The following is a 25,875-nucleotide window of genomic DNA, read 5'->3' as shown; positions in this document are numbered from 1 at the left end:
TTCACCGAACCGGTGGCGCCGGCCCGCGACGACGACGTCGACGAGAGGACCCACGGACCCATGACCACCTGGCAGGCACGCTTCATCGCGCCCGACGCCGCGCTCGACGCCGCCCCGCTGCTGCGGCGGACGTTCGTGCTCGACCAGGACCCCGGCGAGGTGGCCTCCGCCGAGCTCGTGCTCACGGCGCTCGGCGTGGTCGAGGCGTCCCTCGACGGTGTGGCCGTCTCGGGCGACCTGCTCACCCCGGGCTGGTCCGCCTACGAGGAGCGGCTGCGGTACGCGCGGCACGACGTGACGGGCCTGCTGACCCGCCGCACGCCGACGCTCGGGCTCGCCCTCGGCGACGGCTGGTGGCGCGGCCGGCTCGGGTGGGGGACCGGCGCCCGCCCGTACGGCGACGAGATCGCGGGGTTCGCCGAGCTGCGGATCACCTACCGGGACGGCGCGGTCCAGGTCGTCGCGACCGACCCGACCTGGCAGGCCGCCGCCGGCGCGGTGACCGCGGACTCGCTGTACGACGGCCAGTCCGTGGACGCGCGGCGGCTCGACCCGGGCTGGGCGGGGCCGTTCGACGGCGACCCGCCCGCGGACCCGCGCTGGGGCGGCGTGCGCGAGGTCGCGTTCGACGACGCCCGGCTCGAGCCCTACCTCGCGCCGCCCGTCCGCCGGCTGGGCGAGCGCGCACCCGAGCGGGTCTGGCGCAGCCCGTCCGGGAAGGTGCTGGTCGACTTCGGGCAGAACCTCGTCGGCTGGGTGCGGGTCCGGGTGCGCGGGGCGGCCGGCGACGTGGTCACCCTCCGGCACGCCGAGGTCCTCGAGCACGACGAGCTCGGGGTCCGGCCGCTGCGGGCGGCGCGCGCGACCGACCGGTTCACGCTGTCCGGCGGCGACGACGTGTTCGAGCCGACGTTCACGACCCACGGCTTCCGGTACGTCGAGGTCGACGGCTGGCCCGGCGGCCCGGACGCGATCGGGGACGGCGCGCTGACGGCGGTCGTCGTCGGCTCCGACCTGACCCGCACCGGCTGGTTCGAGACCTCCGACCCGCTGCTGAACCGGCTGCACGAGAACGTGGTCTGGGGCATGCGGGGCAACTTCGTCGACGTGCCGACCGACTGCCCGCAGCGGGACGAGCGGCTCGGCTGGACCGGCGACATCGCCGCGTTCGCGCCGACCGCGTGCTTCCTCGCCGACGCCTCCGGGTTCCTCGGTGACTGGCTGGTCGACCTCTGGGCCGAGCAGCGCGCGGACGGGTACGTGCCCTACGTCGTCCCCGACCTGCTGCGCCGCATGGCCGAGGGGCCCGCCGAGTTCGAGCCCGCCGACGCCACCGCCGTCTGGGCCGACGCCGCGGTGTGGGTGCCCTGGGCGCTGTGGCAGGCGTACGGCGACCGGGCCGTCCTCGAACGGCAGTACGACTCGGTCCTGGACCACGTGCGGCACGTCGCCGGGCTGCTGTCGCCGAGCGGGCTGTGGGACACCGGCTTCCAGTTCGCCGACTGGCTCGACCCGGACGCCCCGCCGGACCGGCCGGACGCGGCGAAGGCCGACAAGGGCGTCGTCGCCACGGCGTGCGCGTACCGGACCGCCGACCTCGCGGCGCGGATCGCGGGCGTCCTCGGGCGGGACGCGGACGCGGCGGAGCTCGCGGCGCACGCGGCCCGGGTGCGCGCCGCGTTCCGGGCGGCGTACGTGGACGGCGGCGCGCGGCGGGTGCGGTCCGACGCGCCCACGGTGTACGCGCTCGCGATCGAGTTCGGGCTGCTCGACGACGACGAGCGTGCCTGGGCGGGGGACCGGCTCGCCGAGCTCGTCGCGGCGGCCGGGCACCGCATCTCGACGGGCTTCGCCGGGACGCCGTTCGTCACCGACGCGCTCACCTCGACCGGCCACGCCGGGACCGCGTACCGGCTCCTGATGCAGCGCGAGGTCCCGTCCTGGCTCTACGCCGTCACCATGGGCGCGACGACCGTCTGGGAGCGGTGGGACTCGATGCTGCCCGACGGCACGATCAACCCCGGCGAGATGACCTCGTTCAACCACTACGCGCTCGGGGCGGTCGCCGACTGGCTGCACCGGGTCGTCGGCGGGCTCGCGCCCCTGGAGCCCGGCTACGCGCGGGTGCTGGTGGCCCCGGTCCCCGGGGGCGGGCTCGAGTGGGCGCGCACGACGCTCGACAGCCGGCACGGGCGGATCGAGGTCGCGTGGCGGCACGCGGACGGCGCGCTCGCGGTCGACGTCGAGGTGCCGGACGGCGTCGAGGCGGTCGTGCGGCTCCCGGGGTCCGAGGACCGGGTCCTGGGACCGGGCGCGCACCGGGTCACGGGGGCCGTCGCGGGCCCGGAGCCGGTGCCGGTGGGGTGACCCGGGGGGCGACGGCGTCAGCCCGCGGCGGCGGCGCGGGCGATCCGGTCGACCGCCTCCGTCAGGACCTCGGGGGAGCACGCCAGGTTCAGGCGGGCGAACCCGGCGCCCTGGCGGCCGAAGTCCGGGCCGCTGGTGAGGGCCACGCGGGCGTCCGACAGGACGCGCGCCGCGGGGTCGTCGCCCCAGCCGAGCGCCGCGAGGTCGAGCCACGCCAGGTAGCTCGCGCCCGGGCGGCGGTACCGCACCTGCGGCAGCCGGTCGGCGAGCAGGCGCCCCAGCAGGTCGGCGTTGTGCTCGATCGCGGCGACGGTGCCGGCCAGCCAGTCGCGGCCGCGCACGAACCCCTCGCGGGTGGCGATCGCGCCGAAGTGGCCGGTCCGGCCGGTGACCTCCTCGGGCAGGCCGAGCACGAGGTCGGCCATCGGCCCGCCGGCGGCGACGGCCAGCGCGCACTTCAGCCCCGCCAGGTTGAACGCCTTGCTCCCGGACTCCGCGGCGATCCCGTGGGCCCGCGCCGCGTCGGACACGGCGAGGTACGGCGTGAACGCCCGCCCGGCGTGGGTGAGCGGCGCGTGGATCTCGTCGCTCAGCACGAACCCGCCGTGCCGCTCGACGACCTCCGCCAGGGCGGCGAGGTCGGCGCGGTCGTGCACCAGGCCGAGGGGGTTGTGCGGGTGGCAGAGCAGCACGCCGCGGGCCGCCCCGGACGCCAGGGCCGCGTCGACGCCGTCCAGGTCGAGCCGGTGGGTCGCGCCGTCGTCGAGCAGGGGCACCTCGACGACCGCGGCGCCGGCCTCCGGGACCAGCTCGAAGAACGGCGGGTACACCGGCGGCGTGATGACGACGCCCTGGCCCGGCTCGACCAGCCGCCGCAGGGCCTCCACGATGACGACGCTGACGTCCGTGGCCGTGCGCATCAGCGCGGGGTCGGGGGACCAGCCCCACGCGTCGGCGGCGTAGGCCGCGAACGCCTCCTTGGCGCCGCCGCCCGAGGCGTGCACGTACCCCGTGTCGCCGCGCTCCAGCGCCTCGCGGAGCGCGGCCGTGATCGCCGGTGCGAGCGGGTAGTCCATCTCCGCGACGAACAGCGGGAGCACGTCGTCCGGGTAGGACGCCCACTTCTCGCTGCCGCGGCGGCGCAGGACGTCGAGCGGGTGGGCCTGGGTCATCGGGGGCACGTCCGGCAGGGTAGGCGCGCCGCGCCGGCCGGCGCACGGCGGCGTCCCGGGCCTCCGGCGGGGGGACGCCCCTGCGCGAGTGGGCAACCGACACGTCGAGGGAGTAGTCGGCGGGTACTCGCTCGACGCGTCGGCTGCTCACTCGGCGCCGCGCCGCCGCGCGCTACGCGCTCGCCGGCGCCGGGACGTCCGTGGCGAGCGGGAGGTCCGGGCGGGCGGACCACTCCTCGAGGGAGCCGTCGTACAGCCGGACGTCCTCGCGGCCCGCGGCGACCAGGCCCAGGGCGAGGTGGCTCGCCGACACGCCGCCGCCGCAGTACAGGACGAGCGGGCCGTCGCCGGCGAGCGGGGCCAGCGCGCCCGCCAGGGCCCCGCCGCGCAGCAGCAGGCCGTCGGGGCCGGTCAGCGCGCGGGCCGGGAGGTTGACGGAGCCCGGGATGTGCCCGCGCCGCGCGTACCGGGTGGGCGCCGTGCCGGCGAACTGGTCGGCGCCCAGCGCGCACACCAGGCGGCCCGGGGCGCGGCCCTCGGCCACCGCGCGCACCTCGTCGAGCGTCGCCCACACGTCGGCCCGGGGTCGCAGCGTGAGCGGGCCGTCCCCGGCGGGGGTCGGGTCCGGTCCCGACCCGGCAGCGCCCGCAGCCGCCCCCGACGCGACGGCACCCCCGGCCGCCCGCCACGCCGCGAGCCCGCCGTCGAGCACCCGGGCGGGCAGCCCGAGCGCGCGCAGCGACCACCAGGCCCGCGCGGCCCAGAACCCGTCGGCCCGGTCGTAGACGACCACCGGCCGCCCGTCCCGCGCGCCGAGCGCGGTCAGCACCGCGGCCGCCCGACCGGGCGCGGGCTGCGCGAAGTGGAAGCCGGCCCCGGGCTCGGCGAACGCGTCCAGCAGGTCGAGGTGCGCCGAGCCGGGGACGTGGGCGTCGGCCCAGCCGGGTGCGCCGCTGGCGGCGCGGTGGTCGCCGTCGGCCCGGGGGCGGGGGAGGTCGACGGTGGCGTCCAGGACCAGGGCGTCCCCGGGGTCGGCGCGCAGCTCGCCGGCGGTGACGAGCGGCCCGGTCACGCGGCCACCCCGGCGCGGACGCCGCCCGGCAGCAGCGGCAGCAGGTCGGCCGTCGCCCGCGCGGCCTGGGTGCGCAGGTCGCCGCCCAGCGGGTGCAGCAGCACGTCGGTCGCCCCGGCGGCGTGCAGGTCGGCGAGGAACGCCGCGCACTGCTCGGGCGTGCCGATCGCCGAGACGGTGCGCAGGTCGTCGAACGGGATGCCGCGGGTGCTCTGCACGGCCCAGGCCTCCCGCGCCGCGGCGACGGCCTCCGCCTCGGTGGGGGCCACCGTGAGGTTCACCTGGACCGCCACCGGGAAGTCGCCGGTGCGCCCGCGCCCGGCGCGCAGGGAGGTCAGCAGGGCGAGCCGGTCGCGCAGGTCGGCGGGTCGCACGTTGTAGGTCAGCCAGCCGTCGCCGTGCTCGGCGACCCGGCCCAGCACGCGCCGCAGGCCCTCCCCGGACGCGCCGGCCGACGGGTTCGCGACCATCCACACCGGCAGCGCCCGCTGCCGGAAGGCGGGGACCACCTCGACGTCGTCGAGGTCGAGGTGCTCCGACCGGTAGCTCAGCCGGGGCTGGCGCACGACGGCGCGCAGGAACGCGAGGGCGTCGAGCATCCGCGCGGACTTCTGCTCGTAGGTCAGCCCGAACGCGGCGCGCTCGCGCTCGTGCTTCGCGCCCGTCCGGTTGCCGGGGCAGACGACCATCGTCATCCGCCCGCCGGACAGCGCGTCGAGGTTCGCCCACTGCTGCGCGACGACGAGCGGCTGCCGCAGGCCCAGCGTCGACAGGCAGGCGACGCCGAGCCGGATGCGCCGGGTCCGCGCGGCGAGGGCGGCCAGCAGCACGGTGGAGTCGAAGAACCGCAGGGCCAGCACCGAGTCGGGGACCCAGACCCCGTGCCACGCCGGGTCGGCATCCAGGTGCTCCGCGACCTCGATGAGCTCGGCGAGCCGGTCCGTCGGCGAGCCGTCGTCGGGCACGCGCCCGGGCAGCACGAGCGACGCGCGCAGCCCCGGACCCGTCGCGGACGCGCGCGCGTCGGCGTCCGCCGTCACGCCGGGACCGTCCCCGCCACGGGCCCGCCGACCGCCCCGGCGACCGCCCCGCCGGCGCCCTCGGCCAGCGGCCCGGTCGCCGCCCCCGGCAGCCCCGACAGGTCGGGGACGGCCGCGTTCTCGTGCAGCCACCGGGCGTACGGCGCGAGCAGGTCCTCGCGGAGCACGCCCCAGCGGCCGTCGTGGAACCAGGTGGTCGACACCAGCCGCACCGACTGCTCCAGGACCGCCGGCGGGAAGTACGGGGCGACGTGCTGGAAGTGCGCGGCGGCGGCCGCGGGGTCGGCGGCGGCCGCGCGGAACCCCGCCCCGGTCGCGGCGAGCAGCGGGTCCAGGACGCCGGGCTCGGCGGCGAGCCAGTCCTCGCGCGCGACGAGCACGTAGGAGTGGAACGCCGGCGCGCCGTGGTCCTTGACCGGCCAGCTCAGCCGGTCGTCGGCGGGGTGGCCGTCGAACAGCTCGTCCCAGGCCCAGTACGCGCCGAAGTAGGCCTCCGCGACGCCGGCGGCGAGGTCGGCGGACTGCAGCTCGCGCGGCCCGGAGTCGACGATGGCGACCCGGTCCGGGTCGCCGCCGTCGACGCGCACCAGGTGGCGCACCATCGCCAGCCCGCGGGGCGTCGGGTTGAGGGCGACCCGCCGGCCCTCCAGGTCGCGGGGCCGGGACACCCCGAGCGACCGCAGGGAGTGCAGCGTCTCGAGCCCGGTCTGGTTCACCGCGGCCACCGCGGTGACCCGCTGCCCGCGGGCGCGCGCGGCGAGCAGCCGGTTGCTGGGGACGACGCCGAGGTCGGCCTCGTCGCGCGCGAGGTGGGCGAGGGTGTCGCCGCGGCCGGGGTCGACCACGCCGATGCGCAGCTCGAGCCCCGCCTCGTCGTAGCGGCCCTGCGCGCGGGCGAGGGTGAACCCCGCGTCGTTGGGCCAGGGGTGGTAGTAGCCGAGCAGCAGGCGGGCGGTGGTCATCGGTGCTCCGGGACGGGGGTGCGGGCGGGGGACGCGGCGGGGGCCGGGGAGGCGGCGGGGGCCGGGGAGGCGGCGGGCGCGCGGAGCAGGTCGGTCAGCTCGCGGCGCAGCCGGATGAACTCGGGGGAGTCGGCCACCTCGTCGGCGCGGGGCCGCGGGAACGGCACGTCGACGCGCCGCAGCACCCGGGCCGGCCGGGCCGACAGCACGTACACGGTGTCCGACAGCAGCAGCGCCTCCTCGATGTTGTGGGTGATGAACAGCACCGGCCGGCGCGTCTCCTCCCACAGGTGCAGCAGCCAGCGCTGCATGTCGGCGCGGGTGAGGGCGTCGAGGGCGCTGAACGGCTCGTCGAGGCACATGAACGGCCGCGGGGCGAGCAGCGCCCGCAGGAACGCGACGCGCTGCTGCATGCCGCCGGACAGCGCGTGCGGCAGCGAGCGGGCGAACCCGCCGAGCCCCACCCGGTCGAGCCAGTCGGCGGCCTCGGCCGCGGAGGCCGCGGTGCGGGTGCGGGCGATCTCCTGCGGCAGCAGCACGTTGTCCAGGACGGTCCGCCACGGCAGCAGCGCGGGCTGCTGGGGCATGTGGCTGATCCGGCCCCGGGTCCCGGTGATGTCCTCGTCGTCCAGCAGCACCCGGCCGCGGGACGGGGCGACCAGGCCCCCGACGACGTGCAGCAGAGTGCTCTTGCCGGACCCGGAGGGGCCGATGATCGACACGAACTCGCCGGGCTCGACGGTCAGGGACAGGCCGTCCAGCACGTGCAGCGGCCCGTCGGCCGTCGGGTAGTGGACGTGCACGTCGTCCAGGCGCAGGCGCGGGTCAGCGCTCACGGGTCCTCCACCGGGTGGCGCGCCGCTCGAGGGCGGCGATCAGGGCGAACAGGGCGAGGCTGAGCACGACGATCGCGACGATGGCGACGAAGACGCGGTCGGCGCGGAACGCCGACTTCTGCAGCAGCATGTAGTGGCCGAGCCCGCGGTCCGAGCCGACCCACTCGGCGACGACGGCGCCCATGACGGCGTAGGTCGCGGCGATCTTGAGGCCGGAGAACACCGACGGCAGTGCCGACGGCACCTCCACCTTGGTGAACGTCTGCCACCGGCTCGCGCCCGACATCCGCAGGTAGTCGAGGACGACGCGGTCGGCGCCGCGCAGGCCGTCCATCGCGGCGATCGCGACCGGGAAGAAGCAGACCAGCACGATGACGACGAGCTTCGGCGTCAGCCCGAAGCCGAACCAGATGACCAGCAGCGGCGCGAGCGCGATCGTCGGCACGTTCTGGCTGACGATCAGCAGCGGGTAGACCGCCGACCGCAGCGGCTCGACCAGGTGCAGGGCGGCGGCGAGCAGCAGCCCGAGGGCGACGCCGATCACGCCGCCCTGGACCGTCAGCGTCACCGTCGCCACGACGTCCTCGCCGAGGGTCGGCGCCACCGCCACCGCCTCGCGGGCGATCTGCACCGGCCCGGGCAGCATCCAGGCCGGCACCTCCAGGACGCGCGTCGCGACCTCCCAGACCAGCAGCACGCCGAGCGCGGTCAGCACGGCGGGCGCGGCCCGGCGCAGCCGCCCGGCGCGGGCCGGGCGCCCGGGCCGGCGCGGCGCGGAATCCCGCGCCGCCCCGGTGCCGGTGCCCGCGGGGGCGACGGTCGTCACGACGCGTCGCCCTGGACGAACTGGTTGGTGTAGGCGGCGTCGTAGTCGAAGCCGGGCTCGATGATCCCGTTGTCCTCCAGCCAGCCGCTGAAGCCCTCCCAGACCTCGGGCCGCTGGTAGCCCCACTCCGGGGAGTCCGACCGGTACTCGTCGGCGAGGTACTCCTGGCTGGCGCGCACCTGGCCCTCGTCCAGGTCCGGCACGGCGTCGAGCAGGATGTCGGCGGCCTCGTCGGGGTTCTCGATGGCGAACTCGTAGCCCTCGGTGGCCGCGTCGACGAACGCCTGCACGAGCTCCGGGTCGGACGCGATGGTGTCCTCGCTGGAGATCAGCACCGGCGTGTACCAGTCGAGGGCCTCGTCGTAGTCGCGCACCAGCTGGACGTTGAGGTCGACGCCCTGCTCCTCGGCGAGCGGCACGTCCCAGCCCTCGAAGACCCAGCCCAGGTCGATGTCGCGCTGGAAGGCCTGCAGCACGCTGGAGGTGCCGATGTCGACGTTGGTGACCTGGTCGGGGTCGCCGCCGTCCTGCGCCACGAGGGCGTCGAGGATCGCGCCCTCGATCGGGCTGCCCCAGCCGCCGTAGACGTGGCCCGCGTAGTCGGCGGGGCGCTCGATGCCGCGGTCGACGGGCGAGGCGAAGCCGGAGGTGTTGTGCGCGATCACCGCGGCGATCGACACCACGGGGACGTCCTGGCCCCGGGCCTGCGTGACGTTCTCCTGGTAGGAGACGCCGAACTGGGCGGACCCGGACGCGACCAGCGCCTCGGCGCCGTCCTCCGGCGGCTGCACGATCTCGAGGTCGATGCCGTGCTCGGCGAACCAGCCCTTCTCCTGGGCGACGTAGATCCCGGTGTGGTTGGTGTTGGGCGTCCAGTCGAGCACCAGGGTCGCGGGCGTCAGGTCGCCCGTCGCGGCGTCGTCGGCCGCGTCGGCGGTGGCGCCGCACGCGGCGAGGCCGGCGGCGGCGGCGAGGCTCGCGGCGACGAGCAGGGGGCGGCGGGCGGGAGCGCGCATGGGGGTGTCCTTCCGGGGGAGCGTGCGGGGTCGGGGGTGGCGGGGTCAGGCGGTGGGGAGGTGCGCGAGCCGGACCCCGGCCGCGGACGCCTGCACGACCCGCAGGTCGCAGCGACGGGGGGTGTCGGCGCGGCGGGCGAGCTCCGCCTCCTGGCTCGCCCACGCGGCGCGGTGCGGCAGGTACGTGAGCCGGTCCTCGCGGTCGTCGAGCCGCCGGCCGCGCACGGCCGGGGCGGTGTGCACCCAGACCCGGGCGGCGAGGCCGGAGCCGGGGCCGAGGGACGCGACGCCGCTGCCCTCGAGCACGGCGAGCGCCGGCGGCGGCAGCGCGGTGGCCGGCTCGGCCGCGCCGACCACCCAGTCGTAGCGGCGGGCCCGGCCGGGCTCCCCGCGCGCCCAGGGGCCCACGAGGTCGCGGCCGAGCGCCCGGACCCCCGCGTCGAGCGCGTCCCAGCCGGGGACGTAGTCGTCGACGTGCAGCAGGTCGGCGCCGAGCGCCCGGGCGAGCCGGTCCGCCAGCCAGGTCTTGCCCGCGCCGGAGTACCCGTCCACCGCGACGACCAGGGTGCCGCCGGGCACGGCGGCCCCGGAGGTGACCGCGGTGCGGTGCACGAGGGCGGCCAGCGCGGCCCAGGGGAGCAGCGCGGTGCGCCGCGGCGCGGCGGTGCCAGGCGCAACGGTGCCGGGCGCAACGGCGCCGGGCGCGGCGGTGCGGGTGGGTGCGGGCACGACGGGCCTCCGGTGGCGGGGCGCGGCGCCGGGTGCGGCGGCGCGGCGGGGACGGCGGGGCGGGGGACGCACCGCCGCGCCGGGTCCGGGCGGGGGTGCGTCTACCGACAGCGGGCGCGCCGACAGGACCGCGGGGCGGTCGTCGGGGGCACGGTGCCGGTCATCGGGGCTCCTGGTGGTCGGGTCCGGTGGCGACGGTAGGCGCGCCCGGACCCGACGGACAACCGGCGTCCGCCACGTGGGATACTGTTGTATACGGACGTATCCAGAACCACGAGGGGGAGCCGGTGGCCGCGGTCGAGGCGACGGACGGGACGCGCGCGTCCGAGGTGGGCACGCAGCACTACGCCGAGCTGCGGCGGGACGTGCTCGACGGCGCGTTCGCCCCGGACGACCTGCTGCAGGAGTCGCCGCTCGCCGCGCGCTACGGCGTGTCCCGCACCCCGGTGCGCGAGGCCCTGGCGCGCCTGGAGCAGGACGGGCTGCTGGAGCGGGTGCCGCGCGGCTACCGCGTGCGGTCGGGCACCCCCGAGGACGTGCTGGACGTCTACGACGCGCGCACGGCGCTCGAGGGCGTCGCCGCGGCCGCGGCCGCCGACCGGCGCTCGGCGCTCGAGCTCGCCCGGCTGGAGAGCCTGCACGAGGACGCGGCGTCGGCGACCCCGGAGGAGCAGCGCCGGCTCAACACGCTGTGGCACGAGGCGCTGTGGGCCGCCTCGCACAACGCCACCGTCACCGGGCTGCTGGTCCGGCTGACGTCGCAGCTCCGGATCTACGACGGCACCCGCACCGAGTCCGCCGAGGACCTCGCCGCCTCGCGCGCGGAGCACGCGGCGGTGCTGGACGCCGTCCGGCGGCGGGACCCCGAGGCGGCGCGCGCGGCGGTGCAGGGGCACCTCGAGCGGTCGCGGGACCTGCGGCTGCGGGCGTTCGCGGCGCGGCGCTGAGCGGCGCCTCCCGGCCGGGTCAGCCCGGCTCGCCCGGGCCCGCGGGCGGTGGCTCGTCCCGCGGCCGCAGCCGGACCGCGACCAGCGCCACGTCGTCCTCGCCCGGCCCGCCCGGCAGCTCCGCGAGCAGGGTGTCGCACAGGTCGCCGAGCTCGCGGCCGGCGTGCCGGCCGAGCGCCGCGCGCAGGTCGGCCATCCCGGCGCGCAGCGGGCGGTCCCGGCGCTCGACCAGCCCGTCCGTGTAGAGCAGGACGGTCTCGCCGTGCCCGAGCACCGTCTCGTGGTCGACGCGCGGCCGGTCCGGGTCGAGGCCGAGCAGCAGGCCGGGGCGCTCGTCGAGCACGCGCACCGCGCCGTCGGCGCCGACGACCATCGGCGGCGGGTGGCCCGCGCTGGACCAGCGCAGGCGCGTGACGCCGGCGGCCCGCTCCGCGGGGGTCTGCTCGACCCGCGCCACGACGAGCGTCGCCAGCACGGGGATCCGCAGCGTGCGGACGGCCGCGTCCAGCAGCGCGAGCACGTCGGCCGGGCTGTTCCGGGTGACGACGGCGATCGCGCGGAGCATCGACCGCACCTGCGCCATGAGGGCCGCCGCCTCGACGTCGTGCCCCACGACGTCGCCGATGACCAGCACGGTGCCGCCGTCGTGCTGCGGGAAGGCGTCGTACCAGTCGCCGCCGACGCGGGCGGCCTCCGCGGCCGGCTGGTACCGGACCACGACCTGCATGTGGGCGGGCTCGACCGGTGCGGTGAGCAGGGTGCGCTGGAAGGTCGCGGCGACGTCGCGCTGGCGCCGGTAGAGCCGCGCGTTGTCGAGGGCGAGCGCGGCCGTCGCGGCCACCTCCACCACCGACGCGACCTCCGCCGGGGACAGCGGCGGGCGGTGCGGGCCGTTGAACAGGGTGAGGGCGCCGAGGGTGCGGCCGCGGCTCTTGAGCGGCGCGACGGTGAGCGAGGTCGGGGCGAGCTCCTCGACCAGCTCGCGGGCCGGGCCCGGGGCCAGCACCCGGTCGAGCGCGTCGACCGCGGCGTCGTGCACGTGCACCACGTCGCCGGAGTCGATCGCGCGCATGAGCATCGAGCCCGGGACCAGGGCCCCGATCCGCTCCCGCGCGTAGGCGGCGACGAGGTCGCGCCGGGCCGGGTCGGCGTGCCACCAGCCGACGTCGCGCAGCCGCCGCCGCGGAGCCCGGGACTCGTCGTCGTCGACGAGCGTCACCAGGCACCAGTCGGCGAGCGCCGGGACGAGGAGCCGGGTCAGCCGCTCGACCGCCTCGTCGGCGTCCATCGTCCCGCCCAGGCGGGCGGCCACCTCCGACACGAGGGAGCGCTGCTCCGTCGTCGTCCCGTGCACCTGCTGGCTCCTCGCCCCCGACACCCGCCCCGCTGCTGGAGGAGGGCTGCTTCGCAGACGGTACGGCAGGTCGGCGGACCGCCGCCCGTCACGCCCGGCACCACCGGCCGCGGCGGGGTCACCAGCGCAGGCTGAACCAGACGACCTTGCCGCCGTCGGGTGCCGGCTGCCAGCCCCACGCCGACGTCACGGCGTCCAGGATGTGCAGCCCGTGCCCGCCCGGCAGCCCCTCGCGGTTGCTGCGCCGGCGGGGGAGCACGGCCGCGGCGGCGTCGCCGACCTCGTAGGTCAGCTGGCGGCGGGCGCCGACCACGCTGACGGTGATCGTCCGGGTCCCGGGCGCGTGCCGCAGGGCGTTCGTGAAGGCCTCGCTCATGGCGAGCTGCACGGAGTCGACCACCTCGCCGGGCGCCCCGGCCGCGGTCGCCCGCTCCATGGACCAGGCCCGGGCCCGCGCCAGGGACGACGCCGACGACGGGAACGCGCGCTCGTCACCGCGACTCGTCCCGTGCACCCGCCGACCGTACCCGTCGCCGCGCCCCACGTCCCGCCGACACGGCCCCGTCGCCCGCGACCTCACCCCGGCCCTCACCCCGCCCGGGGCCGGGGCGGGCCGGGGGCGGGCCGGGCGCTCGGCGCGACGCGGCGGGGCACCGCCCTCATACTGACCCCGTGACCACGCTCCCGACGCCCGCGGGCGCCCAGCCGCCCGGCGGTCGCCTGCACGTCGACCCGGACCGCCCGGCGGTGCTGCGCGCCGAGGGCGAGATCGACATCGACGTGGTGCACACCTTCGCCGAGCAGCTCGGCGTCGACGAGATCGCCGCCGGCCGGACGCTCGCGGCGGCGGGCGTCGAGGAGGTCGACCTCAGCGGGGCGACGTTCATGGACTCGTCGGCGATCGCGCTGCTGGTCTCCATCGCGCCGCACCGGCGCCCGGAGCGGCTGCGCGTGCGCGGGGCGACCGGGGCGCCGCTCATGACGCTCCAGGTGACCGGTCTCGACGCGGTGCTGGACCTGGTCCCGGCCGAGGGCTGACCCCGCCGGCCGGGACCGCGCCGGTCACACCCCCGCCAGCGCCGCCTCCCGCGCGCCCGCTGCGCCGGTCCCGTCCCGCCGCGCGACCGCGCGCAGGCCCAGGTGCTCCCGGAGCGTGGTCCCCGCGTACGCGGTCCGGTACGCACCGCGCTCCTGCAGCTCGGGCACGACCCGGTCGACGACGTCGTCCAGCCCGGACGGGACGAGCCACGGGCTGAGGTTGAACCCGTCGACGGCGCCGGTGCGGACGAACCGCACCAGCCGGTCGGCGACCGCGGCCGGCGTGCCGACGAAGCCGCGCTCTCCGGACACGCGGATCACGAGGTCGCGGATCGACAGGCCCTCGGCCTCGGCCAGGGCCCGCCACCGCGCCGCCACCTCGTGCGTGCGGGCGCCGGTGGTCGACGAGCCGCCCTCCGCGCCGAGCTCGGCGACGACCGGGTCGTGCGCCGGCAGCGGGCCGTCCGGGTCGTACCCGCTCAGGTCCTCGGCCCAGATGGTGCCCACGACGTGCAGCGCCGTCGCCGGCGTGACCTGCTGCCGGGCGACCCAGCGCGCCTTCTCCTCGGCCTCCGCGGGGGTGTCGCCGACGACGATCGCCGTGCCCGGGAAGATCTTCACGTCGTCCTCCGGCCGGCCCGCCGCGACGGCGCGGGCCCGGATGTCCGCCGCGAACTCGAGCGCGACGGCGAGCACCGACCCGTGCCGGGAGAAGATCACGTCCGCCGACCGCGCGGCGAAGTCCCGGCCCTGCGGCGAGTCGCCGGCCTGGAAGATCACCGGGTGCCCCTGCGGGCTGCGCGGCGTGGTCGGGTCGATCGTCACGTCCACCAGGTCCCCGTGCTCCTCGACGCGCGCGACCCGCCCGCCGGGGCCTTCCGGCCACGCGTCCCAGATCCGCCGGGCCGTCGCGAGGACCTGCTCCGCGCGGTCGTAGCGGCGGGCGTGGTCGAGGTAGCCGCCGCGGCGGAAGTTCTCGCCGGTCCACGCGTTGTCGGTGGTCACGACGTTCCAGGCGGCGCGACCGCCGGACAGCACGTCCAGGCTCGCGAGCCGCCGGGCCAGGTCGACCGGGTCGTTGTACGTGGTGTTCTGGGTGGCGACCAGGCCGATCCGCTCCGTCACGGCCGCCAGCGCGGCGAGCTGCGTGATCGCGTCCGGGCGGCCCACGACGTCGAGGTCGTGCAGCCGGCCGCGGCTCTCCCGGAGCCGGAGGCCCTCCCCGAGGAAGAACGCGTCGAACAGCCCGCGCTCCGCGGTGCGGGCGACCCGCTCGAAGGACGCGAAGTCGGTCTGCGACCCGGACTCGAGGTCGGACCAGATCGTCGTGTGGTTGACGCCCTGGAAGAAGACGCCGAGGTGCACCTCGGCGTCGGGGCGGGTGATAGGGTGCGCGGCGTCGGCGTCGGCGGTGCGGTCGGGGGTGCGGTCGGTGGTGGTCACGGCGGGCTCCTCAGGCGGTCGCGCGGGCCGCGCCCGCGAAGCGGTTCTCGGGCCGCGCGAGGCCCAGGTGGTCGCGCAGGGTGGCCCCGCCGCGCGGGGCGGCGGTCCGGCGGTCGGCGCGCAGCGCGGGCAGCACGTCCCGGGCGAGCACCGGCAGGTCCGCGTCGAGGGACGCGGCGAGCAGCCGGACGCCGGCGACGGCGGGGTCGTCGGCGAGCTCGGCGAGCAGCGCCACCAGCCCGGCCGGCGTGCCGGCGTGCCGCAGCGCGGCGCCCGCGGCCCACGGCCCGGCGGCGCCGGCGTCGAGCTCGGCGAGGCGGTCGGTGCCCGTGCGCCCCTCCGCGTCGAGGACGACCTGCACCTCGACCACCGCCCTCGCGCCGGGGTCGCCGTCGACGACCGCGCGCGCCGCGGCCCGGGCCTCCGCCGCGCCGGACCCGCCGACGAGCACGACGTCCACCAGGCGCTCGCCGTCCCGGCCAGGGCCGGCGACGTCCCCGGCCCGCGCCAGCACGACCGGCTGCCCCTGCGGCGGCCGCGGCGTGATCAGCGGGCCGACGACGGAGAACGACTCCCCGGCGAAGTCCACCCGGTGGATCCGGTCCCGGTCGACGTACCGGCCGGTGGCGACGTCGCGGATCACCGCGTCGTCCTCCCAGGAGTCCCACAGGTCGCGGACGACCTGCACCACGTCCCGGGCCTCGCGGCCGAGGTCGGCGACCGGCGCGCGCCCGTAGGCCGCGGGCGCGGCGTCGCCGGGGGTCACCGCGGCCAGCCAGCCGGCGCGGCCGGCCGCGGCGAGGTCGAGGGAGGCGAGCTGCGTCGCGACGTGGAACGGCTCGGGGTAGGTGGTCGGCACCTCGGGCACGAGGCCGAGCGCGGTGGTCGTCCGGGCGACGAACGCCGCGCGGGTGACGGCGTCGAGCCGGGCCGACGCGGGCGCGCCCGGGGCGGCGGGCAGGGCGGCGTCGGCGAAGGTGGCGAAGGTCAGGCCGGCGTGCTCGGCGTGCCGGACGGCGCGGGCCAGGCGGGCGCCGGACACGAGGTCGGCGGGCGCGAGGCCGGACAGCGCGGCGGCGGCCGGGTGCGCGCCGGCGCCGTCGACGTCGAGGCCGGTGAGGAGCGGGGGGACGGTCACGGTGGTCTCCGGGGGTCGGGGAGCGGCGGGGATCGGGCGGCGCGGCGGACGCGGCGGGCGCCTGGGCGGCGTCACAGCGCGGTGTGCGCGCCGATCCGGTGGTAGGTGCGGTCGTGGTAGACGAGCGGCGAGGCGCCGTCGCCGGGCTCCGCGTCGGCCGGGCCGCCCGCGGACAGCGCCCGCAGCGACACGAGGTACGAGTCGCCGACCGGGGTGCGTTGCACGACGCGGGCGCGCACCCAGGACACCGCGCCGTCGATCACGGGCTCGCCGGTCGGGAGCGGGGTCCAGCCCCCGGCGGCGAACCGGTCGAGGCCGCTGGTGGCGAACCGCGCGGACACGTCGTCCTGGTGGTCGGCCAGGAAGCTCACCGCCAGCGTGGGCGCCGCGGAGACGGCGGGCCAGGAGGACGACGTCGAGGCGAGCGAGAACGCCAGCAGCGGCGGGGCCGCGGACACCGAGATGACCGAGGTCGCGGTGAACCCGACCGGCCGGCCGGCGTGCCGCAGCGCGACCACGGCGACCCCGGCGGGGTGCCGGCGGAACACCTGCTTGAACTGCTGCGGGTCCAGCTGGGGCTCGTCCTGCTCGGCCAGCAGCCGCTCGAGCGGGCCCAGGTCGGTGCGCTCGGCGGTCACCGGGCCGCCCCCGCGAGCGCGTCCGTCAGCCCGAGCGCCCGGCGCAGCGGCGCGGCGGCCCCGGCCAGCCACGCGTCCAGCGCGGGGTCGAGGTCGGCGAGCTGGGCCTCGGTGAGGGTCAGCGACCGCGCCGGGACGACCGCGCCCAGCTCGACGAGCACCGGCCGCAGGTGCACCTCGCCGGCGAGCGCGTGCGCGGGGCTGCCCGACACCACGAGCGGCACGGCGACGACGCCGGCGAGGCCGTCCGGGCCGTACAGGTCGAGGAACGCCTTGAGCAGACCGGTGTACGACGCCTTGTAGACCGGCGTGGCGATCACCGCGACGTCGGCGGCCGCCACCCGCGCGAGGGCGGCGTCGGCGGCGGGGTGCGCCGGGGCGAGCAGCTCGCCGGCGAGGGTCGCGAGGTCGACGACCTCGACGGTCCCGGCGGCGGCCGGCTCGCCGGACGGGAGCGCGGCCAGGCGCTCGGCGGCGGCGCGCGCGGCGGCCAGGGTGCGGGACCCGGCGCGCGGGTTCCCGGAGACGGCGACGACGGACGGGGACGACATGGTGGCCTCGCAGGGGTGTCGATCACGGTTGCCGTGCGGCGGAGCGGCGGGTGCCGGCCGACGGCCAGGTCATCTCCCGGAGCACCCCGCCGTGACGTGGGGTTGCTGCCCAGCCAGCCGGGGCTTGGCGCTGGGACTCGTGACCTCGGTGCGGAGGTCTAGCACCGGTCCGCGCCGCGCGGGCCGGGCCGCGGGGGAGTTCTCACGATCCGGGACCGTGCGAACGCCTGGGACCTTGGTCCTGTGACATCGCTCCGCCATGCGAGACGCGACGGTCCGGGCGTTGACGCCCTCCCGCCTGGTTCGTAGGTTCCCCGGCACCGGTTCGGACCGGGGCGCGCCGCACGGCGGGTCCCGGGACGCACCGGGTGGTCATGAGCTCCGACGCGAAGCCCCGGCTGGTCGGACGGCAACCCCCCGCGCGGGTGGGTGCCCCGGGTGAGGACCAGGTCCGCCGCCGCCGGCGACGGACAACACGCGGACCCGCCCGACCGGGCGGGGGCACACGAGGAGAACGCATGAGCCGGACCGTGCAGGCGCCGTGGGCGCCCTCGGCACCCGCCCTGCCGACCACCGCCGCCACCGACGGCGGGCGCTGTCGCTGTCGCCGCTGACCGGGCGCCCGCCGGTCCCGCGCCCCGCCCGGGGCGCGTGACCCCGGCCCACCGCGGCGCCTGAGCCCCACCCGGCCACGCCCCGGGACGCCGGCCGCACCGCCGAGCCGGCCCGCGCCGACCCGGCGGACCCGCGCCACCCGCGTCGACCCGCGCCGACCCGCGCCGGGAGAGGACGCGCGGGCCGAGGGAGGACCCCCACGGCCCGATCTCGGCGCGGGGGTCCTCCCTCGGTGAGCCGGGGCCGCCCGCCCGCTCGTCGATCCCTCGCCCGCGCGTCGCCGCGGCGCGCCCCGGCGCGCCCGCGACCGCCGCACCACCCGCCCCCGAACGGAGCCGTCATGCCCTTCTCGTCCCCTCGCGCCGGCCGCCGGGCGCTGCTCGGCGTCGACCTGACCGCCGCGGGCGCCCGGCCCGGCGCGCACGGTGCGCTCGGCGCGGTCGCCGCCCGCGCGTTCGACGGCGAGCGGCTCGCCCGCCTGGTGCACCGCGCCGACCGCGGCCTGCTCGACCTCGTGGTGCTCGGCGACGCCCTGCTGCTGCACCCCGGGCGGCGTCGGGTGCCGGGCCGGCTGGACGCCGCCGTGGCCGCGGCGCGGGTCGCCCCGCTGGTGCGCGCCGCCGCGCTGGTGGCGGGCGTCCCGCAGGACCAGGTCGAGCCGGGCCACCTCGCGGGCGCCGTCCGCGGCGTGCAGGGCGCGGCCGGCGGCCCCGCGGGCTGGCAGCTGTCCGGCCCGGGCGCGCCCGGCGACGCCCGCGCCGCCGCCGCCACCGACGGCAGCGCCCCGGTCGCCCCCGCCGACCCCGCGGCCGAGCGGGCGTGGGCCGACCGCGCCGCCGCCGCCCTCGACGCCGTCCTCGCCGCCTGGGACGCGGGGGAGCCCGGCGCGGTGCGCCGCGGCGGGGACGGCCGGTTCCGCGTCGACCACGACGGGATCCGGTTCGCCGTCCGGGGCCGGGCCGCCGCCCGCGCGGCCCACGCGACCGACGCGGCCGCGGCGGACCGCCCGCTCGTGGTGGTCCCGGTCGCCGGACCGGCCGCCGAGGCGCTGGCCGGCGCGTACGCCGACGTGGCCCGCCTCGCGTCGCCCGACCTCGAGGCCGCCGCCGCGGCGCGGGCCCGGGTGCGCGCGGCGGCGGTGGCCGCGGGACGGCCCGCCGACGCCGTGCGCGTGCTGCTCGACGTCGACGTGGCCCTCGCCGACGACCGGGACGCCGCCCTGGCGCGGCTGGACCTCGTCCGCTCCGTCGACCGGCCGGACCTCGGCGTCGCCGGCGCGGTCGTCGCCGGCACCGGTGCCGACCTGGCGGCCGTGCTCGCCGACGCGGTGCGGGACGGCGCGGTCGACGGGTTCGTCGTGCGCCCGACCTCCGTGGAGGCGGACCTCGCGGCGCTCGTCGACCGGACGGTGCCCGCGCTCCAGCAGGCGGGCGCCTTCCGACTCCGGCCCGGCGACGGCGACGAGCCCGCGGGCCGGGGCGAGCCGGGGGAGCGCGGCCGGCCGTCGGCGGCCCGGCCCGTCCCGGCGGAGGGCCCCTGGTCCGCCGCGCCGTTCGCCCTGACCTGACGGCACCCGCCGCGCCGCCCGCTGACCACCCCATCGAGAGGTGACCCGATGACCACGACCCCTCTGCGGGCGTTGCCGACGCACCCGGCGCCGCTCGACCCCGCGCGGCTCGCCGTGCGCGACGCCCGGCTGCACGACCCGCTGGTCGGGCCGCTGCTGGACGGCCTGGCGCACGAGTACAGCACCCGGTACACCGGCCTGCTCACGCCGGCCGAGCTCCGCGACGAGCTGGAGCACTACGGGGTGGAGGAGTTCGCCCCGCCGCACGGCGCCCTGGTGCTCGTGCTGGAGGACGGCGAGCCGGTCGCCGGCGGCGCGTTCCGCCGCCGGCGGGAGCCCGAGCACGGAGACGTCGCCCGGCTCGCCGACCCGCGCGCCCGCGACGCCGAGGGCGCGCCGGCCGTGGCCACGGCCGAGCTCAAGCGGATCTGGACGCACGAGGCGCACCGCCGCCGCGGGCTGGCCCGGGTCGTGCTCGCCGAGCTGGAGGCGCGCGCCGCCGCGGCCGGCTACCCGCGGGTCTACCTGACCACCGGGCCGAAGCAGCCGGAGGCGGTCGGCCTGTACCTCGCGGCCGGCTACACCCCGCTGTTCGAGCCGGCCGCGTACCCGGGCGACCTCGTCCCGCACGCGTTCGAGAAGTGGCTCGCCCGGTGAGCGCCGCGACCGCGGCCCCCGCGGCCGCCGGGCCCGGGCCGGCCGCCGCCCCCGACGTCGACCGCCCCGAGGTCCTCGCCGACCTGCCCGTGCTGCCCGCGCGGCACCCCGGCCGCTGGGTCGCCACCGCCGGCGTGGCGGTCCTGCTCGCGATGGTGCTCAGCTCGCTGCTCACCAACCCGCAGTGGGAGTGGGACGTCGTCGCGCAGTACCTGACCTGGCCGTCCGTGCTGGAGGGCGTGTGGGCCACCGTGCGCCTGACCGCCGTCGCCGCGGTGATCGGCTTCGGCCTCGGCACCGTGCTGGCCCTCATGCGGCTGTCCCGGTCCCCGCTGCTGCAGTCGGTGTCCTGGGCGTACTCCTGGGTGTTCCGGTCGGTGCCGCTGATCCTGCAGCTGCTGCTCTGGTACAACCTCGCGTACCTCTACCCGCAGCTGTCGCTCGGCATCCCGTTCGGGCCGGAGTGGCTGCAGTTCGACACCCTCGACGTCGTCGACAAGTTCGGCGCCGCGGTCCTCGGGCTCGGGCTGTCGCAGGCGGCGTACTCCGCCGAGATCGTCCGCGCCGGGATCCTCGGCGTCGACCAGGGCCAGCACGAGGCCGCGGCCGCGCTCGGCATCCCGCGGGGCCGGCAGCAGTGGCGGATCGTGCTGCCGCAGGCGATGCGCACGATCGTCCCGACCTCGGTGAACGAGATCATCGGCCTGCTCAAGGGCACGTCGGTCGTCTACGTGCTGGCGTACGGCGAGCTGTTCTACACGGTCGGCGTCATCTACGGCCGGAACCAGCGGGTGGTCCCGCTGCTGCTCGTCGCGGCGATCTGGTACCTGCTCACCACCACGGTGCTCACCGTCGCCCAGTACTACCTGGAGCGGTACTACGCCCGCGGCGCGCTCCGCACGCTGCCCCCGACCCCGCTGCAGCGGCTGCGCTGGACGGCGGGCGTCGCCCTCGCCCGCGCCACCGGCCGCCCGCTGCCTGCCGACCTGCCGCCCACGTTCCTGGCCGGCGCCCGCCGCGGCCACCTCACCCGCACCGCCGCCCGCACCACCGAGCGCACCGGAGGCAACCGATGACCAGCGTGCTGAACGCCCCCGCCGCGGCCCCGGCCGCCGCATCCGCGCCCGCCGCGTCCGGGCCCGCCGCACCCGCGGCCCCCGCGGGCGGCCACCTCCGGGTGCAGGGCATGTCCAAGTCGTACGGCACCCTCGAGGTGCTGCGCGGCGTCGACCTCGAGGTCCGCCCCGGCGAGGTGACGGTGATCCTCGGCCCGTCCGGCTCCGGCAAGTCGACCCTGCTGCGCCTGGTCAACCACCTGGAGCGCCCCGACCACGGGTTCGTCGCCCTGGACGGCGAGGTCATCGGCTACGCCCGGCGGCACGCCGGCTGGGGCCCGCGCCGCCGCGAGGTGCTGCGCGAGCTCACCGAGCGCGACGTGCTGCGGCAGCGCACCCGGATCGGGTTCGTGTTCCAGAACTTCCACCTGTTCCCGCACCTGACCGCCCTGGAGAACGTCGTCGAGGCGCCCGTCTCGGCGCAGGGCCGCCCGCGGGCGGAGGTGGAGGCCGAGGCCCGCACCCTGCTGGCCCGGGTCGGGCTCGCCGACAAGGCGGACGCCCGGCCGCGGCAGCTCTCCGGCGGCCAGCAGCAGCGCGTGGCGATCGCCCGCGCGCTCGCGGTGAAGCCGGCGCTGCTGCTGTTCGACGAGCCCACCTCGGCGCTCGACCCCGAGCTCGTCGGGGAGGTCCTCGGCGTGATCCGGGACCTCGCCCACGACGGCACCACCCTCGTGATCGTCACCCACGAGGTCGCGTTCGCCCGCGACGTCGCCGACACCGTCGTGTTCATGGACGACGGCGTCGTGGTCGAGCAGGGCCCCGCGGCCCAGGTGCTCGGCAGCCCCGCGCACCCGCGCACCCGCGCGTTCCTCGACAAGGTCCGCTGACCCCCACCCGACCCGGCGCGCGCCCCGCGCCCGCCACCCACCCCTCCGAGAGGCAGCCCCGCCATGCGCACGACCCGCACCAGCCCGCCCGGCTCCCGCCGTCGCCCGCACGCCGCCCTGGCGCTCGTGCCCGTCCTCGCCCTGCTCGCCGCCTGCGGCGGGACCTCCGACGCCGCGGAGAACGCCGCCGGGAGCGACCTGCAGGACGCCGCCGAGGCCGCCGGCCTCGAGGTGAACACCAGCCCGGAGCAGGACCGCATCCACACCGCGGAGAACCCGGACGCCATCGCGCTGCTGCCCCCGGAGCTCGCGGAGCAGGACACGTTCACCGTCGCGGTGAGCGCCTACGTCGCGCCGCTGGCGTTCCTCGCCGACGACGACGCCACCCCGATCGGCAACGAGACCGACATCGCCCAGCTCGTCGCCGACGCGCTCGGCAAGGACCTCGACCTGCAGGTCAAGGCGTGGGCCGACTGGCCGCTCGCCGTCCAGTCCGGCGACGTCGACGCCACGATCTCCAACGTCACCGTGACGGAGGAGCGCAAGGAGCTGTTCGACTTCTCGTCCTACCGGAACGACGAGCTCGGCTGGCTGGTGAAGGCCGGCAGCGACATCACCGAGATCGACGAGCCGTCCGACATCGCCGGCCTCACCGTGGCCGTCGGCTCGGGCACCAACCAGGAGAAGATCCTGCTCGCCTGGGACGAGGAGAACCAGGCCGCCGGCCTCGACCCCGTGCAGGTCGAGTACTTCGAGAACGACGGCGACACCATCCTCGCGCTGCAGTCCGGCCGCATCGACGCCTCGTTCGGCCCGAACGCCACCGCCGCCTACAAGGCCAAGGTCTCGCCGCAGGACTTCACCGTCGTCGGCACGCTCAACGGCGGCTGGCCGGACACCGCGCAGATCGCGGTCACCACGCTCAAGGGCAGCGGCTGGGCCGACGCCGTGACCGCCGCGCTGCAGGGCGCGTTCGACGACGGGTCGTACCAGCAGGTCCTGGAGCGCTGGGGCCTGGAGGACGAGGCCGTCGACGCGCCCGAGACGAACCCGCCGGGCCTGCCGAAGACGTCCTGAGCGCCGACGGCCCGCCCGCACCCGAGGAGGAGAACCCATGCCCGAGAACCCCCGCGTCCCGCTGTCCGTGCTCGACCTCGCGGTCGTGCCGGCCGGCGGCACCGGCACCGAGGCCGTGCGGGCGGCCGTCGACCTGGCCGTCGACCTCGACCGGCTCGGCTACCGCCGCGTCTGGTACGCCGAGCACCACCTGTCGCCCGGCGTCGGCTCGGCGTCGCCCGCGGTGCTCGCCGCGGCGGTCGCGGCCCGCACGGAGCGGATCCGCGTCGGCTCGGGGGCGGTGCTGCTGAGCACCACCAGCCCGCTGGTCGCCGCGGAGCAGTTCGGCACGATCGCCGCGCTGCACCCGGGGCGGGTCGACCTGGGCCTCGGGCGGGCGTTCACGCCGCCGGGCGGGACGAAGGACGCCGCGCCCGCGGACGCCGCCCCGGCCGCGCCGACCCCGTCCGCCGCGCGCCCCGCGGCCGGCCCCCGCGTCGTGGACGGCCTGTACGTCCCCGGCGCCCCGCCGATCGACGGCTCCGACTCCGTGCTGCGCGAGCGGCTGCTCGCCCAGACGCGGGTGGTCGGCGCGTCGCGCACCCCGGCGGTGTTCCGCGACGAGCTCGGCCTCGTCCTCGGCCTGCGCGCCGGCGACTACGCCGAGCCCGACGGCACCCGGCACGTCGCGCCGCCGGTCGAGGGCGCGGACTTCGACCTCTGGGTGCTCGCCTCGTCCGCGGGGGAGAGCGCCCGGGTCGCCGGGGAGCTCGGCCTGCCGATCGCGGCGAACTTCCACGTCAGCCCGGCCACCACGCTCGACACGATCGCCGCCTACCGTGCCGCGTTCCGCCCGGGCGTCCTCGACCGGCCGTACGTCGTCGTGTCGGCGGACGTGCTGGTCGCCCCGACCACCGCGGAGGCCCGCGCGCTCGCCACGCCGTTCGCCGACTGGGTGCTGTCGATCCGCCGCGGCCCCGCCGGGGCCGTCGCGTACCCGCACCCCGACGACGCCGTGCCGTGGGAGGAGCGGGACGCCGACGAGCGCGCGGTCGTCGCCGACCGGGTGGACACCCGCGTCGTCGGCGCCCCCGCGGACGTCGTCGCCCGGCTGGAGACCCTGCAGCGCGTCACCGGCGCCGACGAGCTGCTCCTCACCACCGCCACCCACGACCCGGCCGACGCCCGCCGGTCGTTCGCGCTGCTCGCCGAGGCGTGGGGGGTCGCGCCCGGCGCCGAGGCACCGCCCGCCGGAGCCGACCGCGCCGCCCTCACCCTCGTCCCCTGAAGGAGCCACCATGACCAGCACCGCCAGCACGCCCGACGTCCCCGGCACCGCTGCCCCCGAGGCCGCGTCATCCGCCCTCCGCCCGCCCGTCGAGGCCGCCGCCGAGGTCGCCCGCGGCGCCCTGCTCGTCGACGTCCGCTCGGCCGGCGGCCGCGCGGCGCACGGCGAGATCCCCGGCTCGACGCTGCTCGACCGCACCGACCTGGACGCCCTGTTCGGCCCCGCGCACGCCCCGGTGATCTCGATCGACACCCCGGTGGTCGTCGTCTGCGGCTCGGAGAACGGCAGCCGCCCGGTCGCCGAGGCCCTCGCGGCCCGCGGCTACACCGTCTCCCACGTCGACGGCGGCTTCCCGGCCTGGCGCGACGCCGGCCTCCCGGCCGAGCCCCCGAGGTCGTCGGTTCCGGCCACCGAGGGGGCGGCGCACGCGCCGACCTCGGGCGCGACCGCCGACCTCGCCTGATCCCGACCCCGCAGAAGGAGCACCGCCATGCCCGTCGAGTTCCTCGGCATCGCCACCACCAACGACGCGTCCGAGACGCGTGCCGCCACCACCCGCGCGTTCGACCCCGGCTACCTGGAGCGGATCGTCCGGGCGCACGAGGACAACGGCTGGACCCGCGTCCTGTTCGCCTACGGCTCGTCCGGCCCGGAGCCGGCGGCGCTCGCGGCCTACGTCGCGTCCCGCCTGCCGTCGATCGAGCTGCTGCTCGCGCACCGGCCGAACGTCTCCTACCCGACGTACGCGGCCAAGACGTTCGCGACGCTGGACCAGCTCTCCGGCGGCCGGCTGTCGGTGCACTTCATCACCGGCGGCAACGACCACGAGCAGGGCCGCGAGGGCGACACCCTGACGAAGGACGAGCGGTACGCCCGCACCCAGGAGTACATCCAGATCGTCAAGCAGGCCTGGACGTCCACGGAGCCGTTCGACCACCACGGCCGGTTCTACGACTTCGCCGACTTCCACCTGGACACCAAGCCGGTCGACGGCCACGTGCCGACCATCTCGTTCGGCGGCTCCTCGGACGCGGCCTTCAAGGTCGGGGCCGCGGAGGCGGACATCTACGCCGTCTGGGGCGAGCCGCTGGACCGCACCCAGGAGCAGATCGACCGGGTGCACGCCGAGGCCGCCGCCGCGGGCCGCGCCACCCCGCCGCGCATCCACGCCGCGTTCCGGCCGATCATCGCGCCGACGGAGGAGCTGGCCTGGGAGAAGGCGCACCGCGTGCTGGACGCGATCGAGGCGCGCAAGGCGGCGCTCGGCGGCGTGCTGAGCAAGCGGCACTCCATCGACGCCCCGCAGAACGCGGGCTCGCAGCGGCTGCTGGAGATCGCGGCGCAGGGCGACCGGTTCGACTCGGTGCTGTGGACCGCCACGGCCAAGGCCACCGGCGGCGCGGGCAACTCGAACGCCCTGGTCGGCACGCCCGAGCAGGTCGCCGAGGCGCTGCTGGCGTACTACGACCGCGGCGTCCGGATCATCTCCGCCCGCGGCTACGACCTGCTGGACGACGCGGTCGACTTCGGCCGGTACGTGATCCCGCTGGTCCGCGAGGGCGTCGCCGCGCGCGACCGCGAGGCCGCCGCCGCGGCCGCGGCCTGAGCGGGGCCGACC

General features: G+C 78.0%; 25 protein-coding genes and 2 riboswitches. Of the genes, 11 read left to right on the top strand and 14 right to left on the bottom strand.

What is annotated here, in order from left to right; translation table 11 throughout:
• Positions 1-60 precede the first annotated feature (60 nt).
• The gene (locus AC3WUG_RS06700; protein ID WP_492326959.1) at positions 61-2,367 is read left to right on the top strand and encodes an alpha-L-rhamnosidase; all 2,307 of its coding nucleotides are present in this window, start codon (positions 61-63) and stop codon (positions 2,365-2,367) included.
• Positions 2,368-2,384: 17 nt separating this feature from the next.
• Here the strand turns inward: AC3WUG_RS06700 and AC3WUG_RS06695 are convergent, their stop codons facing one another.
• From AC3WUG_RS06695 to AC3WUG_RS06660, 8 genes are all read right to left on the bottom strand, one after another.
• Positions 2,385-3,539: a MalY/PatB family protein gene (locus tag AC3WUG_RS06695; RefSeq protein WP_492326980.1), complete on the bottom strand. Its 1,155-nt coding sequence runs from the start codon at positions 3,537-3,539 to the stop codon at positions 2,385-2,387.
• A 172-nt stretch (positions 3,540-3,711) separates the two neighbouring features.
• The gene (locus AC3WUG_RS06690) at positions 3,712-4,611 is read right to left on the bottom strand and encodes a sulfurtransferase (RefSeq protein ID WP_492326958.1); all 900 of its coding nucleotides are present in this window, start codon (positions 4,609-4,611) and stop codon (positions 3,712-3,714) included.
• Positions 4,608-5,651: an LLM class flavin-dependent oxidoreductase gene (locus AC3WUG_RS06685; protein ID WP_492326957.1), complete on the bottom strand. Its 1,044-nt coding sequence runs from the start codon at positions 5,649-5,651 to the stop codon at positions 4,608-4,610. Before AC3WUG_RS06685 ends, AC3WUG_RS06690 begins: the two co-directional genes overlap by 4 nt.
• Positions 5,648-6,613, bottom strand: a complete 966-nt coding sequence (locus AC3WUG_RS06680) for an ABC transporter substrate-binding protein (RefSeq protein ID WP_492326956.1) — start codon at positions 6,611-6,613, stop codon at positions 5,648-5,650. Before AC3WUG_RS06680 ends, AC3WUG_RS06685 begins: the two co-directional genes overlap by 4 nt.
• Positions 6,610-7,449, bottom strand: coding sequence for an ABC transporter ATP-binding protein (locus tag AC3WUG_RS06675; protein ID WP_492326955.1), 840 nt, complete (start codon positions 7,447-7,449; stop codon positions 6,610-6,612). The genes AC3WUG_RS06680 and AC3WUG_RS06675 overlap by 4 nt, the downstream gene beginning before the upstream one ends.
• A complete protein-coding gene (locus AC3WUG_RS06670) occupies positions 7,439-8,275 on the bottom strand; it encodes an ABC transporter permease (RefSeq protein WP_492326954.1) in 837 nt (278 codons plus the stop codon). The genes AC3WUG_RS06675 and AC3WUG_RS06670 overlap by 11 nt, the downstream gene beginning before the upstream one ends.
• Entirely contained in the window at positions 8,272-9,291 is a 1,020-nt protein-coding gene (locus AC3WUG_RS06665; protein ID WP_492326953.1) for an ABC transporter substrate-binding protein, read from the bottom strand. Before AC3WUG_RS06665 ends, AC3WUG_RS06670 begins: the two co-directional genes overlap by 4 nt.
• A 45-nt stretch (positions 9,292-9,336) precedes the next feature.
• Positions 9,337-10,020, bottom strand: coding sequence for a nucleoside/nucleotide kinase family protein (locus AC3WUG_RS06660; RefSeq protein ID WP_492326952.1), 684 nt, complete (start codon positions 10,018-10,020; stop codon positions 9,337-9,339).
• 287 nt (positions 10,021-10,307) lie between these two features.
• Between AC3WUG_RS06660 and AC3WUG_RS06655 the strand changes: the two genes are divergently transcribed.
• Positions 10,308-10,967 carry a GntR family transcriptional regulator gene (locus tag AC3WUG_RS06655; RefSeq protein ID WP_492326951.1) on the top strand — a complete coding sequence of 220 codons (660 nt, stop codon included), beginning with the start codon at positions 10,308-10,310 and terminating at the stop codon, positions 10,965-10,967.
• Positions 10,968-10,986: 19 nt separating this feature from the next.
• Here the strand turns inward: AC3WUG_RS06655 and AC3WUG_RS06650 are convergent, their stop codons facing one another.
• Both AC3WUG_RS06650 and AC3WUG_RS06645 read right to left on the bottom strand, forming a co-directional pair.
• Positions 10,987-12,321, bottom strand: coding sequence for a PP2C family protein-serine/threonine phosphatase (locus AC3WUG_RS06650; protein ID WP_492326950.1), 1,335 nt, complete (start codon positions 12,319-12,321; stop codon positions 10,987-10,989).
• 118 nt (positions 12,322-12,439) lie between these two features.
• Positions 12,440-12,835, bottom strand: a complete 396-nt coding sequence (locus tag AC3WUG_RS06645; protein ID WP_492326949.1) for an ATP-binding protein — start codon at positions 12,833-12,835, stop codon at positions 12,440-12,442.
• Between the two features lie 158 nt (positions 12,836-12,993).
• Between AC3WUG_RS06645 and AC3WUG_RS06640 the strand changes: the two genes are divergently transcribed.
• A complete protein-coding gene (locus tag AC3WUG_RS06640; protein WP_492326948.1) occupies positions 12,994-13,359 on the top strand; it encodes an STAS domain-containing protein in 366 nt (121 codons plus the stop codon).
• Between the two features lie 24 nt (positions 13,360-13,383).
• On the opposite strand, the gene AC3WUG_RS06635 is transcribed toward AC3WUG_RS06640, so the two are convergent.
• The 4 genes from AC3WUG_RS06635 to AC3WUG_RS06620 all read right to left on the bottom strand — a co-directional run bounded on the left by AC3WUG_RS06635 (position 13,384) and on the right by AC3WUG_RS06620 (position 17,129).
• Entirely contained in the window at positions 13,384-14,802 is a 1,419-nt protein-coding gene (locus AC3WUG_RS06635; RefSeq protein WP_492326947.1) for an NtaA/DmoA family FMN-dependent monooxygenase, read from the bottom strand.
• 10 nt (positions 14,803-14,812) lie between these two features.
• The gene (locus AC3WUG_RS06630) at positions 14,813-15,940 is read right to left on the bottom strand and encodes an LLM class oxidoreductase (protein WP_492326946.1); all 1,128 of its coding nucleotides are present in this window, start codon (positions 15,938-15,940) and stop codon (positions 14,813-14,815) included.
• Positions 15,941-16,011: 71 nt separating this feature from the next.
• A complete protein-coding gene (locus AC3WUG_RS06625) occupies positions 16,012-16,578 on the bottom strand; it encodes a flavin reductase family protein (RefSeq protein WP_492326945.1) in 567 nt (188 codons plus the stop codon).
• Positions 16,575-17,129, bottom strand: a complete 555-nt coding sequence (locus AC3WUG_RS06620) for an NADPH-dependent FMN reductase (protein WP_492326944.1) — start codon at positions 17,127-17,129, stop codon at positions 16,575-16,577. Before AC3WUG_RS06620 ends, AC3WUG_RS06625 begins: the two co-directional genes overlap by 4 nt.
• A 41-nt stretch (positions 17,130-17,170) precedes the next feature.
• A riboswitch (SAM riboswitch) is annotated at positions 17,171-17,274 on the bottom strand.
• Positions 17,275-17,499: 225 nt separating this feature from the next.
• Positions 17,500-17,613, top strand: a riboswitch (SAM riboswitch).
• Positions 17,614-18,084: 471 nt separating this feature from the next.
• On the opposite strand from AC3WUG_RS06620, the gene AC3WUG_RS06615 reads away from it, so the two are divergent.
• From AC3WUG_RS06615 to AC3WUG_RS06580, 8 genes are all read left to right on the top strand, one after another.
• On the top strand, positions 18,085-19,311 hold the full coding sequence (locus AC3WUG_RS06615) for an LLM class flavin-dependent oxidoreductase (protein WP_492326943.1): 1,227 nt from the start codon (positions 18,085-18,087) through the stop codon (positions 19,309-19,311).
• A gap of 48 nt (positions 19,312-19,359) precedes the next feature.
• Positions 19,360-19,968 (top strand): GNAT family N-acetyltransferase, encoded by a 609-nt coding sequence (locus tag AC3WUG_RS06610; RefSeq protein ID WP_492326942.1) that lies wholly within the window; start codon positions 19,360-19,362, stop codon positions 19,966-19,968.
• On the top strand, positions 19,965-21,044 hold the full coding sequence (locus AC3WUG_RS06605; protein WP_492326941.1) for an amino acid ABC transporter permease: 1,080 nt from the start codon (positions 19,965-19,967) through the stop codon (positions 21,042-21,044). Before AC3WUG_RS06610 ends, AC3WUG_RS06605 begins: the two co-directional genes overlap by 4 nt.
• Before the next feature lie 110 nt (positions 21,045-21,154).
• Positions 21,155-21,913, top strand: coding sequence for an amino acid ABC transporter ATP-binding protein (locus AC3WUG_RS06600; protein ID WP_492326979.1), 759 nt, complete (start codon positions 21,155-21,157; stop codon positions 21,911-21,913).
• 63 nt (positions 21,914-21,976) lie between these two features.
• Complete coding sequence (locus AC3WUG_RS06595) at positions 21,977-22,990, top strand: ABC transporter substrate-binding protein (RefSeq protein WP_492326940.1); 1,014 nt, start codon at positions 21,977-21,979, stop codon at positions 22,988-22,990.
• Positions 22,991-23,027: 37 nt separating this feature from the next.
• Positions 23,028-24,257, top strand: coding sequence for an LLM class flavin-dependent oxidoreductase (locus AC3WUG_RS06590; RefSeq protein WP_492326939.1), 1,230 nt, complete (start codon positions 23,028-23,030; stop codon positions 24,255-24,257).
• A 10-nt stretch (positions 24,258-24,267) separates the two neighbouring features.
• On the top strand, positions 24,268-24,720 hold the full coding sequence (locus AC3WUG_RS06585; protein WP_492326938.1) for a rhodanese-like domain-containing protein: 453 nt from the start codon (positions 24,268-24,270) through the stop codon (positions 24,718-24,720).
• 27 nt (positions 24,721-24,747) lie between these two features.
• The gene (locus AC3WUG_RS06580) at positions 24,748-25,863 is read left to right on the top strand and encodes an LLM class flavin-dependent oxidoreductase (RefSeq protein ID WP_492326937.1); all 1,116 of its coding nucleotides are present in this window, start codon (positions 24,748-24,750) and stop codon (positions 25,861-25,863) included.
• Positions 25,864-25,875: the final 12 nt, after the last annotated feature.

Source organism: Cellulomonas sp. EB106-03-03-XG116 (assembly GCF_058792015.1).
Note: the sequence above shows the minus strand (reverse complement) of the source record. Positions and strands in the feature narration are given on the sequence as shown.